The organism is Pseudoalteromonas obscura (genome assembly GCF_030135505.1).
GTDB lineage: Bacteria > Pseudomonadota > Gammaproteobacteria > Enterobacterales > Alteromonadaceae > Pseudoalteromonas > Pseudoalteromonas obscura.
Map to the genome: position 1 here is coordinate 61,803 of NZ_JASJUT010000005.1, position 13,529 is coordinate 75,331.

Genomic DNA, 13,529 nt, shown 5'->3' on the forward strand with positions numbered 1-13,529 from the left:
CCTATTAATGTTTATTAAAACTTAATCTACACTGTTTGTCATCAAGTCGAGTAAACATATTTGACAACCCACAAAAAGTTAATTTGGAGAACATTATGAAAGTACTAGCATTTGCAGCGAGCAACAGCCGTCAGTCAATCAACAATGCACTGGTAAAATATGCGACGTCACAAATTGAGAACGCAGAGATAGAAATTTTAGATCTGAATGATTTTGAGATGCCGATTTACAGCATTGACCGAGAAAAAGACAATGGGATCCCAGAGCAGGCCCAAAAATTTTACGACAAAATAGGCGCTGCGGATGCAGTTATTGTCTCATTTGCTGAGCATAATGGTTCTTATACAGCAGCGTACAAGAATATCTTTGACTGGACTTCTCGTATTGATATGAAAGTATATCAAAATACCCCGATGGTTCTTTTGGCAACATCTCCTGGTCCTGGTGGAGCACAAAGTGTGTTAGGTGCTGCTGTGAACTCTGCGCCGTATTTTGCAGCTGATGTAAAAGCGCACTTATCTGTCCCTAGTTTTTTTGACAACTTTGATATGGAAGCGGGTAAATTAACTAATGGCGAAATCAATGACGCCTTGAGCAACGCACTAAAACAATTGGCAAACTAAATTAACAAGTTTGTTCCCAAATATACTGTTTTTGCAGCTGCCAGTATCAACGCAGAGCAGCTGCAATTTACAGCCACTGTTGCAATTTAAGATCATAAGCTTTTCACGCTTCGCAAAAAACAGCTTTACAAATTAATAAGATATAATAGAATCTTAGCGTCTTACTTGGGGCTATAGCTCAGCTGGGAGAGCGCTTGCATGGCATGCAAGAGGTCGGCGGTTCGATCCCGCCTAGCTCCACCAAACCTTATCCAGCATATTCTTGCAACAGTACCAAACTGCACAACTTAAATGAATGTATCCACCAAGATAGGGGTGAACGCATGGATGAAAACAAACAAAGTATATTTAGAGATATACCCAGAGATTTATCAGATGAATTTTTCGAAGTCATTGCCAGTAGCGGTGATGTTAAAATTGAACGTATTATCTCTAGAGGACATACTTCTCCGCAAACAGGATGGTATGATCAAGCGCAAAATGAGTGGGTAATGGTGCTGCAAGGTGAGGGGCAACTCACATTTTCAGACGGTCGTATTGTGACCTTGGTTGCCGGTGAGCATATTCATATTCCTGCACATTGCAAACATAAGGTCAGCTGGACTAAACCGGATACTGATACTATTTGGTTAGCGGTTTTTTACACCTAGCCACTTGCTTAATACAGATTCTAGCTTAGCCATTTCAACGGGTTTTGCGACAAAGTCATCCATGCCAGCACTGTAATACGTCGCGATGTCCTCTAAAAACACATTGGCAGTAATCGCAATGATCACCATTTGACTGTACTGGGGGTGCATTCTCAAGTGTTTAGTCGCTTCAATACCATCCATCTTAGGCATATGTATATCCATGAGGATTAGATCAAAATAGGTTTGTGCCACTTTTTCTAGTACTTGCTGGCCATCTTTGGCTAATACGACACGCAAACCAAACTTTTCTAACATAGCACTGATCACAACCTGGTTAATTGCATTATCCTCAGCAAGTAAAATCTTCCCACTGAGTTGCATACACTGATCAGTTTTTGCTGCGCTATAGTCGATTAAGCAACAAGGTTTAAATGGCCATGTAAAAGCAAACGTTGCACCTTCTTTTGGTGTGGATTCACAATATATGATCCCGCCAGCAAGGCTAACTAGCTGTTGGCAAATACTCAATCCAAGCCCAGTTCCGCCAAAACGTTTGGTGGTACTGTCGTCTTCTTGGCAAAACGGGTCAAAAATTTTATTTTGTTGCTCTTTTTTTATACCAATACCAGTGTCTTTAACTGCGAATAACAATTGTGTCGCATCATTTGGATTGAGCTGGACCAAAATAGATATCTCGCCTTGAATCGTAAATTTATAAGCGTTGCTCAATAAGTTGAGTAGCACTTGTTGTAACCTGTGTTTGTCGCTGACAATTTCAACTGGAGTATCAGTCACTATGGAGTGTGATAAGGCAATAGGCTTTGACTGAGCCCTTGACTGAGTAAGGTGCAGTAAATGTGCAATGGTACTTTTTAGTTCAAACGGCTCTTCGTATAAATTGATTTGCCCTTGCTCAAGTTTTGAGATATCCAGTATGTCGTTTATGAGAGTCAATAAGTTACTGCCTGAAACACTGGCGAGTTTGAGAAGGTGTTTTTGTTCTTTGTTGAAGCTTGCTTCTTGCTCTAATAGCTGGATAGTGCCCAAAATACCATTCATGGGTGTGCGGATCTCATGGCTCATATTGGCTAAAAACCGACTCTTTGCAGTAACTGCGAATTCGGCTTCGCGCTTTGCTTTTTCGAGTGCTTGAGTTCGTTTCTCTACTCTGGATTCCAAATCACTTTCTCGCGCGTAGATGGTGTCACGCATAGTTTCAAATGTACGGCTCAGTTCAGCAATTTCATCACTGCCTTTGGTTTTGAGGTGGACGTTGTAGTGACCTTTGGCAAGTGATTTTGCAGCATATGTTAAACGCGAAATAGGGCTATACAATCGATATGCTATCCACCAAGCCACAAGCATACTCAATAATGTAGCAAGCGTGAGTGTCAGCAGTAACTTTTCTTTGAGGGTTTGCACTGAAGCAAAAACGACTTGTTCAGGCAAAACTACAGCAAGACTGTAATTGGCTGCGGGAATGGGGGCAAAGAAGATAAATGCATGTGTCTGATTATCTAGCATTAGTTGCCCATGTCCTTCAAGTCCAGCGATCATTTTGATGCCAAGTGCTTTTAGCAAGGGATCTTGCTCTTTGGTGATTCTGTTGATTGTACTAGCTTTTTCACCAATATCATTGAGCACGAAGTTGCCATCTTTATATTGATGTTGAATGGTTTTATTGGTATTCCAGTGGTACATATAAATACCAGTATTAGACACCAGCATAAATTTGGCTTGCGAGCCAAATTGCTGTAGTACATGGTCTTTGACATTAACAATGAGTCGATCGACTTCACGCCAGGGAATACTGCCCCCTAATAAGCCAACGACCTTGTTGTCATGGCTTAAAACTGATGCAGCAACAACAATCTGCTTAACGCCCGTTGTGTATGAAATCATGGGTTCAGAGACATATACCCTAGGGAGCTGTTCAATGTTGTTATTTATGGTGTATTGCCAGTAGTCTCGCTGCTTAATGGTTTTTATTTTGGCTTGTGGATCAGAATCATCAAAGGTGCGCAACATTTTGTGATGCGGGTTTCCCCCTTCGGTATTATGAAAGCTGCCATCAGCATGCCCTACAATAAACTTTTCGTATACGCCGTGGTGTGATTGCTTTTCGGTGTTTAGGATAGGTTTTATTTGGTTAAAGTCCATCGTTCGAAGAGCTGGTTGTCGCGCTAAGGTTGAAATTTCGGACTTTCGTTGAGAAAAGTAGGCGTTAAATAATGCTGCCGCACTGAGTACCTCTGATTGCGCTGCTCGAATACTCATCTCTCCCGCTTGGCGTGCACTGTGGAGCATTGCAATGAAAAAGATAACAAGCATTGGCACTAAAGCTGTGACAGCTAATACCAAAGGAAGCCGGGTTTTAAGTTGCATAGGCGCAGCAGGACTGAACATTTAACTCTTATTTTAGTCAAGAATCAGTAGGTGCGATGCTTAAAGTCAGTTTAGGTCTGACCGAAAATAATAATACATTTAAATTCAGTTGCTTAAGGTGATTCTTAAAAGTTTAAAAATACCGTGTTACTGTTTGTTATTCTAAATCAAAAAAACTTTGTCTTTAGGGTGTTAGTTTATGTATGAACGCATGGCGCAATAAAAATGATGAATAAAACAAAGTGTCGGCGTAAATCTATAATGCAGATATATGAGTCCGCTGGATTGAAAACGTTACAGTGAGCATCGTGTCTCACAATAGAGCTGCGTTTTTGCTCGGTAGGGTAACACGACGTAATCGTGAGGTGATCAAATCATTAAAAGTGTAAAACTGTGCCAAATTATGACTATTGTATAAAGTGATTTTGCCATCAACTAGGTAATAAAAAGCGCGTTGGTTATAGCGCTTGGAAATAGATTGAGCAAGCGTTAATGGGAGGTCTAAACACACACTCAACTCACGATAAGACATGTCATGATTACCACCGTATAGATATTTAATTGTTGACGGTAACCGAGACAATAACGCAATATATTTTTGTTGTAAGCTGGTATTCTTCTTCCTACTTAACTGATGACCATGTGTATTCCACACGCTTATAATTGCACCATTCTTATAATGGTGAATTGGCATTAAAGGATAGAAGTATGCTTCTTTGTAAAGTAGCCATATATTTTCTGAAATATGCTGGTTTTTGGCATTGGTAGTTATATTACTCATTGTGATTATTCTTGATTGTTGGAATATTCCATTTATTTTAACTGTATGACTCATCATTGTCAGAGTTTACAACGATAGAGTCGTAATTAAGAGTTAATAAAAACTACAAAGTAGTTTCTTCTAGCCTCGTTCGGCAAGTCTTTTCAATCAACTTAACTAGTTAAACGTATAATATAACTTCTACGAAAGTCATTGCTCCTTACTTCACGTCAGTTTCACATCCATTCCCTTATTGTGATACTCCCAACCAAAAGGAGAGTCGTTATGAAAAGCCTCACTATGCTAACCAGTATTGCACTTTTTAGCTCAGTTGCCGCTGCGAAAGATCACACGAATGTATTGATGGTGGTCAGTAGCTACGGTGAAGTAAATCAAAACCAAGAGCTTGTAAAGCCAGGGTACGAATTTGGTGAATTAAGCAAAGCGTATCATGTATTTAAACGCCATGGTATTCAAGTCACTATTGCTTCTCCGTCAGGTGGTGAACCTATCGCAGACGAATATGATAAGTCAGCAATTTATAATCAAAAATTCCTGAATGATAAGACTGCTGTAGCCTCTCTGACAAACAGCTACAAGCTGGCAGATATTGATGCCAGTAAATTTGATGGCATATTTGTTGTTGGCGGTAAAGGTCCGATGTTCGATTTACATCAGCATGAACCGCTAAAGCAAACTATCTCAAAAGTTTATGAAAATAGTGGCGTGGTTGCAGGCGTGTGCCATGGGCCAGCGGCTTTTGTTGACGTAAAATTGAGTGATGGAAGCTACTTGGTAGAAGGAAAACGAGTTAATGGGTTTACCAATGCGGAAGAGCACGCATTTGGTTCTAAGTGGTTAAAAGATTTCCCATTTTTATTGCAAGACAAACTAGAAGAGCGCGGTGCAAAATTCGAGCAAGATGGCGTGATGTTAAATCAAGTCACTGTCGATGGTCGATTGATCACAGGCCAAAACCCTTTTTCAACCGTGGATACTGCACGGGCAATGGTGACAGCCATGGGCGTTGAACTACTGTCAGCTCAGCCCTATCAAGATGATGCCAGTGTCAATTTGTATGAGTTATTTTTAAGGGATCAAAATGCAGCCATTCAAAAGTTGGAAGCAACACCAGCACTTTATGACATGAAAATGCTTGCTATGCTTAGTGTTTTTCAAATTAAACATGCCACAACAGAGTATCAAGTGGATGCCAGTGCACAGCTACTAGAGTATGTGTTACCTAAGTTTTCACACCCCGTATTAGCAGTCTCGCTTGCTCAAGCCTATGTGCGTATGAATCAGTCAGATAAAGCGTTAAAAGTTTTACAATCAAGCGCGAAACAGTTTCCTGAAAACGAAAAAATCAAATCTTTTATGGCATCCCTTTAGAGGGTTATGAGGGCCTAAAAATGGGCCCTTTTAAGTCAAAATTAAGAAAAAAATACTACATCATGAATTTTACTAATGTGGATAAAAAAAGCCTAAATAATTGACTGTCATGAATACTGAAATAAACAGCAATTTTCTAAAATAAAGCGAGGGTTTTTTGTTCTCATATGTGTTTTTTTTGTATAAAACTTGTGTATCAACAGTTGACTGTTAAGGTTTTTTGTCTCTTTTGTGGTCAATTGGGTAATATGTTTCTATTAACAAAAGTCATGTGAAAATATGGCTTAGTTAATACCAATTTACTGCCTAGAGCGATAAAATATAAGCGCTTTTAAAGTCATATATAAAGGAAGTATATTGTTGATCATGAATTTAAGTGATAAAGAAAATACTGACTTTACCTTTGCGGTATTTGGTCATTATGCACTGAATAAAAGGAAACGTTCGTTAACATTCTGCGGTGAAAGGGTTAAAGTTGAACCCCTGATCTACGACTTGTTAGTTTACTTTATTCAGCACAGAGATCGCGTGATTAGCCGCGATGAATTGTGTCGAGAGATCTGGCAACAAGAGTATGTTGACAACAACGCGATAAATCGTGCTGTGTCAGAGCTACGTCGCAGTATTTCAAAACACAATCTAGAAGGTGAAGTAATCAGAACTCATTACAAAAAAGGGTATAGCTTTAACTTAAATGTGAAGTTAGATCCACGTCCAGGCCTATTTCAATGGCTAACACGACTGTTTAATCAGTCCCCGATGAGAAGAGGAAAGTTAACATAAATAAGCACCAAGTTATGAGAAAATAGAGCTAAATGTTCTTAATTTTAAAAATAAGTATAAAAAAATTCATGTTTCGTGCTTAAGTTAATTTATGAGGGTAATAACTCACTTTTACTCTCCACTTGGTGCCCACTTTTTCTTAAGGTGGCGCAAGTATTTATGCTTGGTAAAACCGATAGAGCAGATCAATCGCACTTTTTACCAAGCTTCCCGTTATTTCACAATCATTTCACAGATCCGCATGATAAGCTGTAAGCAATAACCCAATTTCTACGGTATTAATATGGATAAACACTCGTCTATGCGCAAAATGGATATGCAATTTAAAGTACTCGTGGTTGAGGACAACCTCGAAATCAGCCGCAATATTGCAGAGTACTTTGAACCACGCGGATTAGTCTTGGACTTTGCTTACGATGGCAAGCAAGGCGTGGATCTTGCCTTACAGAACTATTATGACTGCATTATTCTCGACATCATGCTTCCTGAAATGGATGGGCTAGCTGTGTGTAACACCCTGAGAAATAAAGCCAGCCGGCATATTCCTATCATTATGTTGACTGCACGCGATGCGCTGGATGATAAATTAGCGGGGTTTGAAACAGGCGCTGATGATTATTTAACTAAGCCATTTGCGCTGGAGGAGTTATTTGTTAGATGCTTGGCGCTCGCTAAGCGTCACTTGCTTAACTGTGAGAAAACTTTACAGCTTGGCGACTTAAGTCTTAATGCTCAAACTCAACAAGTGAAGCGTGGCGGTCAAGAAATTATCTTGCAGCCGATCCCACTTAAAATATTGCAGCTGTTAATGGAGCACCACCCAAGGCCTCTGAGTCGTAGTGAGCTCAGTGATAAAATTTGGGGAGATGACCCTACAGACTCAGATGCGTTACGATCCCATGTTTATCAGCTTAGAAAGGCGATTGATAAGCCATTTGACACAGCGATCATTAAAACGATTCACAGTGTTGGTCTGGCTTTGGATATTGCATAATCTTATGAAAGCTCGTCAATTACGCACTAGAATCATTGCCTATTTTGTTGGCATATCGGTATTTATCAGTTTGTTATTTGGATTCGTCTGTTTTCTTTTTGCTTATACAATTGAAGATCATCTATTTAATGTATTGCTCAAAGATGAAGCAGCATATGTCTCCAAGCAGTTAAACTTGGGCAACACACCGCAACCTCGACTTGATTTTATTCAATACTTGGAGCATAAGCAGCAATTACCCATATTTATAAAAGAGGCATTGATCGAGGAGCCACGCGCTGTTGAATTTGCCTCAATAGACGATAAGCACTATCACCTAATGTGGTTAGATAAAGGGATTTTACTGGCCGAGGTCAGTGAGCAACTGGTAGTTAGAAAAATAAAAATGGGCATGTTTAACTTCCTGCTAGTGGCGCTCGCAATCGTGTTGATTGTTGCTATATTACTGGCCTTCATGTCACTTGCCATGGCTAAAAAGCTGCTTAAACCCCTCGATCGGTTGGTTGATATTGTTGCGCAGGCGCCCGTTGAGAAGCTGCCACAGAACTTCTCCAATCAATTCGTAAATGATGAGATTGGCGGTTTTGCGCGCACACTTGAACAGGCTCTGGATCGAATTCGTCAATTTATTGATAGAGAGCAAGCATTTACCAGAGATGCTTCACATGAGCTGCGCACTCCTATTGCGGTTACACAAGGGGCGCTGACCTTGCTACAGCAAGAAGCATTGAATGATAAACAACAAGCCTTGGTAGAGCGTGCTGTATCAGCACAGGCGCAAATGGCGCAAAGCGTTGAGATCCTGCTAGCGTTGGCCAGAGAAGAAACAATCAACCAAACAGAAGTGAAACTGCTACCGCTGGTTGAAAATTGTATCTTACAGCAAGCGCATAAAATTGAGAGTAAAGATATATCGGTAGAGATCAACGTGCCTAGTGGCGCTACCATTGCGCTTGGTGAAAGTGCTTTAAACTTGATATTGAGCAACCTGATTGGAAACGCATTTTCCCATGTAGACAAAGGCACTGTCACGGTGAACTTTGCGAACAATATCTTGAGTATCGTAGATACGGGTCAGGGGATCCCAAGTGATATACAAGGGCGAATTTTTGAATCAGGGATCAAAGGTGAGTCAAGCTCAGGATTAGGAATGGGCCTATCTATCGTGTTTAGGTTATGTCAAAGATTAGATATCCACTTATCACTAGATAGCAGCGAACAGGGCAGTGCATTTCATCTCACTTGCCCAAAAAATTAGGAATTTGAGGCATTAGCCTCAAGTTTCAGTTTTGCTTACCCAGTTATAGTTTTACAGGTGTAGGTTGCTTAACTAAGCCCTTATAGAGTAGTTCTTGTGCAATTCGCTCCGATAACATCGACGCGATGGTCTTGTTGTGATCTCGAAAGGTTTTTTGCGCTTTTACAACACCAGTTGCCGTCATGGCTTTATTTTGGTCCCCTTTGTCAAATAAAGTAATTTGAAACTTGTCCGTTAGATGTACAGTGGTATACGACGTATAGTTAGTCGAGGGGGTGCCCATTGGCGAATACGAAGGTGCTGAGTTTGCGGTGAAAGTATGTGAAGCTTGGCTTTCTTGTGAAAGTAGCTCTATCTGCAATCGTGCTTGTGCACCCGTTTTGGCAAAAGCTTGCTGCCATGTTTGCTGGTTGTACTCCCGTGTTGGAGAAAAGGTATCGATCGCTTTGACGCACTTGACCTCACTGAAATTAAGGTTGATTTGTTTGCAAACCCTGTCCTCAATCAGTGTTTTCAAGGTTAAGTCGGCGATTGCTGCGTCAACTAAAAAACTTGAATATTGGGTGGTTTTAAATTGCGGATCAACATAACTTTGCATCTCAACTGATGCACAGCCAGATAAAATCGTGACAGCTAATGCTGTTACAAAATACTTCTTCATTTCAATTTCCTTACTAATATAGAACGTCCATAGAGGGCAGTGATTCTTGACTTTTAGGTGGGTCATTTAACACTAAAACTACATCTAAAGTGTACCCAAAAGTGCTGTTGGGTACAATTATTTACTTTTTAATTCAGCTGGTTACTATTTGTTCAGCCATAAATCAAATTGTTTTTCCATAAAGTCTCTAATAAGCGGCTGGGCTTTTTCATTTGGATGCAGGTTGTCATCTTGCATTAGCGACTTGTCGACTGCGATCGGCACCATAAAATAATCCATCAAATAAGCCCCAGTGTCTTTGGCTACTGTTTGATAGTTACCAGTAAACATTTTGGTGTATCTAGGACCTAGGTTTGGTGGAATTTGAATTTCCATGAGCGCGACTTTTGCGCCATTGTTTTTACTTTTTGCAACTAACTCAGTGAGGTGCTTGCGGATCAATTTAATTGGAAAACCGCGAATCCCATCATTTCCGCCTAATTCGATTAATACATGACTAGGTTGGTGCGCTTTAAGTTGGGCATCAATGGTGAGTAGTGCATTGTCTGTGGTTTGGCCAGAGACACTCATATTGATTAATGAGATCGATTTTTTCGTTTCAGCGTACTTATTTTGTAACAAATTAACCCAATCTTGGTCTTGTTTAAGTCCGTAGCCCGCACTTAAGCTATCACCTATGATCATAATTTTAGTCTCGCTAGCTGTTGCCCCAAAGGGTTGATTGAGGCATGCGAGGAACAGCATAAGTTTTAGGAAAATTCGAATCATGTCAGTACTTTCTCAGTTAAATGTTATTCAGGTCAAAGGACTTAACAAAACAGTCAGTACCTTTGAGGGTGACTTAGATATCCTTAGCGATATCAATTTCACTGTCAAGTCAGGAGAGTCTGTTGCGATTGTGGGCACGTCTGGCTCAGGTAAATCTACGTTGCTCAGTTTGCTGGCCGGACTGGATACAGGATCGGCTGGTGAAGTATTTTTGGACGGTGCGGCACTACACAAATTAGATGAAGAAGAGCGCGCGCGCCTACGAGCAGAAAAGGTGGGCTTTGTTTTTCAATCTTTTATGTTAGTACAAAGCTTAACTGCGCTGGAAAACGTCATGCTACCGGCTGAGTTGGCGGGTGATAGCGGTGCAAAACAACAGGCATCGGAATTACTTGAAAAAGTGGGCCTATCCCATCGGGTGAGTCACTATCCATCGCAACTTTCCGGCGGTGAGCAACAGCGTGTAGCGATCGCACGTGCATTCATAGGTTCGCCCAAAATTCTGTTTGCAGATGAGCCATCGGCTAATCTAGACAGTAAAAATGGCCATCTCATCGAAAAGTTACTGTTCGATCTCAATAAGCAAAATGGCACGACATTGATTTTGGTTACTCATGATGAAGCACTCGCTCGGCAGTGCGATCGGATTATTCACATTGAGGGTGGCCAGTTAGAAAAGATCCGCGACGGTGAAGGAGCAACAGTTCATGTGGTTTAAGTTAGCACTCACTTTATTTTGGCGAGAGCTGCGTCGTGGTGAGTTAACCATTATTTTCGCGGCGATAGCCCTTGCTGTACTAACAGTATTTAGCTTGTCATCTGTGACAGAGCGCATTCGAATGAACATTGAGCAAAAATCAGCAGACTTTATTGCTGCGGATAGACGTTTAGTGAGCAACCATGCCCTAAATGATGATTATATTATTGAAGCTGAGCGTTTAGGTCTGAACACTGCACGGCAAATGTTTTTTGATTCTATGTTATTTGCCAATGATGAACTGGTGTTGGGGTCGATTAAAGCCGTATCTAATGGTTACCCTTTAAGGGGCGTCGTTAAGCTCAAAGATGATTTTGCGCAAGCTGAATATGAAGTACGTGATGTACCTAAGCCCGGGGAGGTCTGGCTTAGTGAAGGGATGTTTTATAGCTTAGGCTTGGCAGTTGGCGACCAAGTTGAAATTGGCGTAGGTATGTTTCGGGCAAGTAAAATCCTTGTCAGTGAACCGGATGCACCATTTTTCTCGTTGGCGGGTAATAAACGTGTTTTATTAAATTACACTGATATTGAGGCAACGCAGGCGGTTCAGCCAGGAAGTCGAGTGTTTTATCGCATGTTGTTTTCGGGTGATGAAGCTCTGTTGACAGATTACTATGGGTGGCTGAAGCCTCAATTGAGAGAAAATCAAAGGTGGCAGGGGATTAAAGACCGTCAATCGCCACTAGGTGAGAATCTCGCGCGTTCAGAGAGCTTTTTGTTACTAGCTGGATTATTCGGAATTATGTTGGCTGCGGTGGCAATGGCTGTGTCGGCCAAGCGTTACTGTGAACGTCAGTATGATCCGGTTGCCATGATGAAAACACTCGGCGGTAGTCGAGCTACAATTCGCAATATCTTTTTGCTTCATCTCTCTATGGTGACAGCTTTTTCAGTCTCTATGGGCATCGTAATTGGCTATGGGTTGCAAGCTGTGGCAACCGATTACCTTGCCAGCTTTATGGATACGCAATTGCCAGCTGCGGGTTTCAAACCGTGGTTTCTAGCCATTACCATAGGTGTGGTGTGCGCATTGATGTTTTCATTAAAGCCGCTGCTTGATTTATTTGATATCCCACCACTGCGCGTTTTACGTCGTAATTTAGGGGATAAACTGGCTGTAAGTCGAGTTCATATGGCGCTGTCGGTGACGACAATTTTTGCCTTGATGTGGTTTTTCAGTGGAGAGTTAAAAACAACACTTTTTCTCTTTGGTGGGACCGCAATATTGATGCTCGTGCTGTTTGGCGTGTCGAGGTTGCTATTTAGCGCTGGTAGAAAGTTAGGATTGAGCCCCGGCAGCAGTTGGTCTTTGGCCATTGCCACCTTACAAAAGCGCGCCAATGCAAATGCTGTGCAGTTGATCAGCTTTGCTTTAGCGATAAAGCTGATGTTATTTTTATTTGTACTCAAAAATGACCTGATCTCCGATTGGCAAATGCAAGTGCCTGCGGACGCCCCCAATGCCTTTCTAATTAATATAAACGAATCAGAGGTCAGTGATATTCAGGACTTCTTTACGCAAAACCAAATTACGCATACGGAGTTCTTCCCTATATTTCGAGGTCGTGCAAATGCGTTAAATGGAGAAAAATTTGCGCGTAGTGCATCGAAGCAAGAAGGAGAGGAGCAAGATGAAGAGGCCACCAGAGGAGCAGGCCGAGAGCTTAACTTGACTTGGATGACGCAGCTACCAGATGGCAATGAAGTGGTCGATGGCACATGGTTTGATGCGGATAGTACAGAATTAGAAGTTTCTGTTTCTCGAGGAATGGCGCAAGGGATAGGCATTGAAGTGGGTGATACGCTGACATTCTTAGTTAATGAACGCAGCTTTGATGCCAAGGTTACCAGTCTTCGCAGCGTTGATTGGGGGTCGCTCAAGCCCAATTTTGTGATGATCTTTAATCCCCCTGTCGCGGGTAAATTTCCTGTGACTTATTTTAGTGCTGCGCAATTTGGTGAAGGAGATGAAAAAACCGTCAGTACGCTACTTAGGCAGCACCCTACAGTGAGTATGATTGATATTAAAAGTCGTTTAGAGCAAGCGCAGTCAATGATTGCTCAAGTGTCATTGGCTATTAGTTTCGTGTTGGCCATCGTGTTAACCAGTGGTGCTTTAGTGCTGATATCTCAGGTACAGGCGAGCCTAGCCGAGCGTATGCAGGAGATTGTTATTTTGCGTACTTTAGGTGCACGTGGGCGCTTGATTAAATTGGCAACCTTGTATGAGTTTTTACTATTGGGTGCTTTGGCGGGCTTTGTTGCTGCCTTGGTCAGTGATGTCACTTTACTTATCATCCAACGAGAGTTGTTTGAAGTAGACGGTAAGCTACATCCATATATTTGGGCATTGGGTCCTGCAAGTGGTGCCTTGTTTGTGGCCGCGATAGGTTACTTTATGGTGGCCAGTACGATGCGGCAAAATACCCAAGGCTTATTGAGAAAACTCGCTTAGGACATTAAAAAAGAGGTAACGAAGCAAGCCGTTTACTTAAAGTGGAGCTGGCCTGAAGGTT

At 41.5% G+C, this 13,529-nt stretch carries 12 protein-coding genes and 1 tRNA gene; 9 read left to right on the plus strand and 4 right to left on the minus strand.

Translation table 11 applies throughout. The features are described 5' to 3' along the window. Positions 1-95: 95 nt before the first annotated feature. From QNM18_RS13525 to QNM18_RS13535, 3 genes are all read left to right on the plus strand, one after another. Positions 96-623, plus strand: coding sequence for an NADPH-dependent FMN reductase (locus tag QNM18_RS13525; RefSeq protein ID WP_211011667.1), 528 nt, complete (start codon positions 96-98; stop codon positions 621-623). A 167-nt stretch (positions 624-790) separates the two neighbouring features. Then, a tRNA-Ala gene (locus tag QNM18_RS13530) sits at positions 791-866 on the plus strand. An 80-nt stretch (positions 867-946) separates the two neighbouring features. After that, positions 947-1,273, plus strand: a complete 327-nt coding sequence (locus QNM18_RS13535) for a cupin domain-containing protein (RefSeq protein ID WP_211011666.1) — start codon at positions 947-949, stop codon at positions 1,271-1,273. Here QNM18_RS13535 and QNM18_RS13540 read toward each other — a convergent pair. Both QNM18_RS13540 and QNM18_RS13545 read right to left on the minus strand, forming a co-directional pair. Then, a complete protein-coding gene (locus tag QNM18_RS13540; RefSeq protein WP_284137524.1) occupies positions 1,253-3,640 on the minus strand; it encodes a hybrid sensor histidine kinase/response regulator in 2,388 nt (795 codons plus the stop codon). The genes QNM18_RS13535 and QNM18_RS13540 overlap by 21 nt on opposite strands. 313 nt (positions 3,641-3,953) lie before the next feature. Further along, positions 3,954-4,421, minus strand: a complete 468-nt coding sequence (locus tag QNM18_RS13545) for a DUF3293 domain-containing protein (protein WP_284137525.1) — start codon at positions 4,419-4,421, stop codon at positions 3,954-3,956. 264 nt (positions 4,422-4,685) lie between these two features. Here QNM18_RS13545 and QNM18_RS13550 point away from each other — a divergent pair, with 264 nt between their 5' ends. The 4 genes from QNM18_RS13550 (at position 4,686) to QNM18_RS13565 (ending at position 8,827) form a co-directional block, all read left to right on the plus strand. Then, positions 4,686-5,792 carry a DJ-1/PfpI family protein gene (locus QNM18_RS13550; protein ID WP_211011663.1) on the plus strand — a complete coding sequence of 369 codons (1,107 nt, stop codon included), beginning with the start codon at positions 4,686-4,688 and terminating at the stop codon, positions 5,790-5,792. 366 nt (positions 5,793-6,158) lie between these two features. Continuing rightward, a complete protein-coding gene (locus tag QNM18_RS13555; RefSeq protein ID WP_247687440.1) occupies positions 6,159-6,575 on the plus strand; it encodes a winged helix-turn-helix domain-containing protein in 417 nt (138 codons plus the stop codon). Positions 6,576-6,858: 283 nt separating this feature from the next. Next, positions 6,859-7,569, plus strand: coding sequence for a response regulator transcription factor (locus tag QNM18_RS13560; RefSeq protein ID WP_284137526.1), 711 nt, complete (start codon positions 6,859-6,861; stop codon positions 7,567-7,569). Positions 7,570-7,573: 4 nt separating this feature from the next. After that, complete coding sequence (locus QNM18_RS13565) at positions 7,574-8,827, plus strand: sensor histidine kinase (RefSeq protein ID WP_284137527.1); 1,254 nt, start codon at positions 7,574-7,576, stop codon at positions 8,825-8,827. A gap of 43 nt (positions 8,828-8,870) precedes the next feature. On the opposite strand, the gene QNM18_RS13570 is transcribed toward QNM18_RS13565, so the two are convergent. Further along, positions 8,871-9,488, minus strand: a complete 618-nt coding sequence (locus tag QNM18_RS13570; protein WP_284137528.1) for a lipoprotein — start codon at positions 9,486-9,488, stop codon at positions 8,871-8,873. A 144-nt stretch (positions 9,489-9,632) separates the two neighbouring features. Next, positions 9,633-10,256, minus strand: coding sequence for an arylesterase (locus QNM18_RS13575; protein ID WP_284137529.1), 624 nt, complete (start codon positions 10,254-10,256; stop codon positions 9,633-9,635). Between QNM18_RS13575 and QNM18_RS13580 the strand changes: the two genes are divergently transcribed. Both QNM18_RS13580 and QNM18_RS13585 read left to right on the plus strand, forming a co-directional pair. Beyond that, entirely contained in the window at positions 10,255-10,974 is a 720-nt protein-coding gene (locus tag QNM18_RS13580; RefSeq protein ID WP_211011658.1) for an ABC transporter ATP-binding protein, read from the plus strand. The genes QNM18_RS13575 and QNM18_RS13580 overlap by 2 nt on opposite strands. Beyond that, positions 10,964-13,468 (plus strand): ABC transporter permease, encoded by a 2,505-nt coding sequence (locus QNM18_RS13585; protein WP_284137530.1) that lies wholly within the window; start codon positions 10,964-10,966, stop codon positions 13,466-13,468. The genes QNM18_RS13580 and QNM18_RS13585 overlap by 11 nt, the downstream gene beginning before the upstream one ends. Positions 13,469-13,529: the final 61 nt, after the last annotated feature.

Coding starts and splice junctions, on each gene's coding strand:
- QNM18_RS13525 (WP_211011667.1), top strand. CDS start 96: ATGAAAGTACTAGCATTTGCAGCGAGCAACAGCCGTCAGTCAATCAAC.
- QNM18_RS13535 (WP_211011666.1), top strand. CDS start 947: ATGGATGAAAACAAACAAAGTATATTTAGAGATATACCCAGAGATTTA.
- QNM18_RS13540 (WP_284137524.1), bottom strand. CDS start 3,640: ATGCAACTTAAAACCCGGCTTCCTTTGGTATTAGCTGTCACAGCTTTA.
- QNM18_RS13545 (WP_284137525.1), bottom strand. CDS start 4,421: ATGAGTAATATAACTACCAATGCCAAAAACCAGCATATTTCAGAAAAT.
- QNM18_RS13550 (WP_211011663.1), top strand. CDS start 4,686: ATGAAAAGCCTCACTATGCTAACCAGTATTGCACTTTTTAGCTCAGTT.
- QNM18_RS13555 (WP_247687440.1), top strand. CDS start 6,159: ATGAATTTAAGTGATAAAGAAAATACTGACTTTACCTTTGCGGTATTT.
- QNM18_RS13560 (WP_284137526.1), top strand. CDS start 6,859: ATGGATAAACACTCGTCTATGCGCAAAATGGATATGCAATTTAAAGTA.
- QNM18_RS13565 (WP_284137527.1), top strand. CDS start 7,574: ATGAAAGCTCGTCAATTACGCACTAGAATCATTGCCTATTTTGTTGGC.
- QNM18_RS13570 (WP_284137528.1), bottom strand. CDS start 9,488: ATGAAGAAGTATTTTGTAACAGCATTAGCTGTCACGATTTTATCTGGC.
- QNM18_RS13580 (WP_211011658.1), top strand. CDS start 10,255: ATGTCAGTACTTTCTCAGTTAAATGTTATTCAGGTCAAAGGACTTAAC.
- QNM18_RS13575 (WP_284137529.1), bottom strand. CDS start 10,256: ATGATTCGAATTTTCCTAAAACTTATGCTGTTCCTCGCATGCCTCAAT.
- QNM18_RS13585 (WP_284137530.1), top strand. CDS start 10,964: ATGTGGTTTAAGTTAGCACTCACTTTATTTTGGCGAGAGCTGCGTCGT.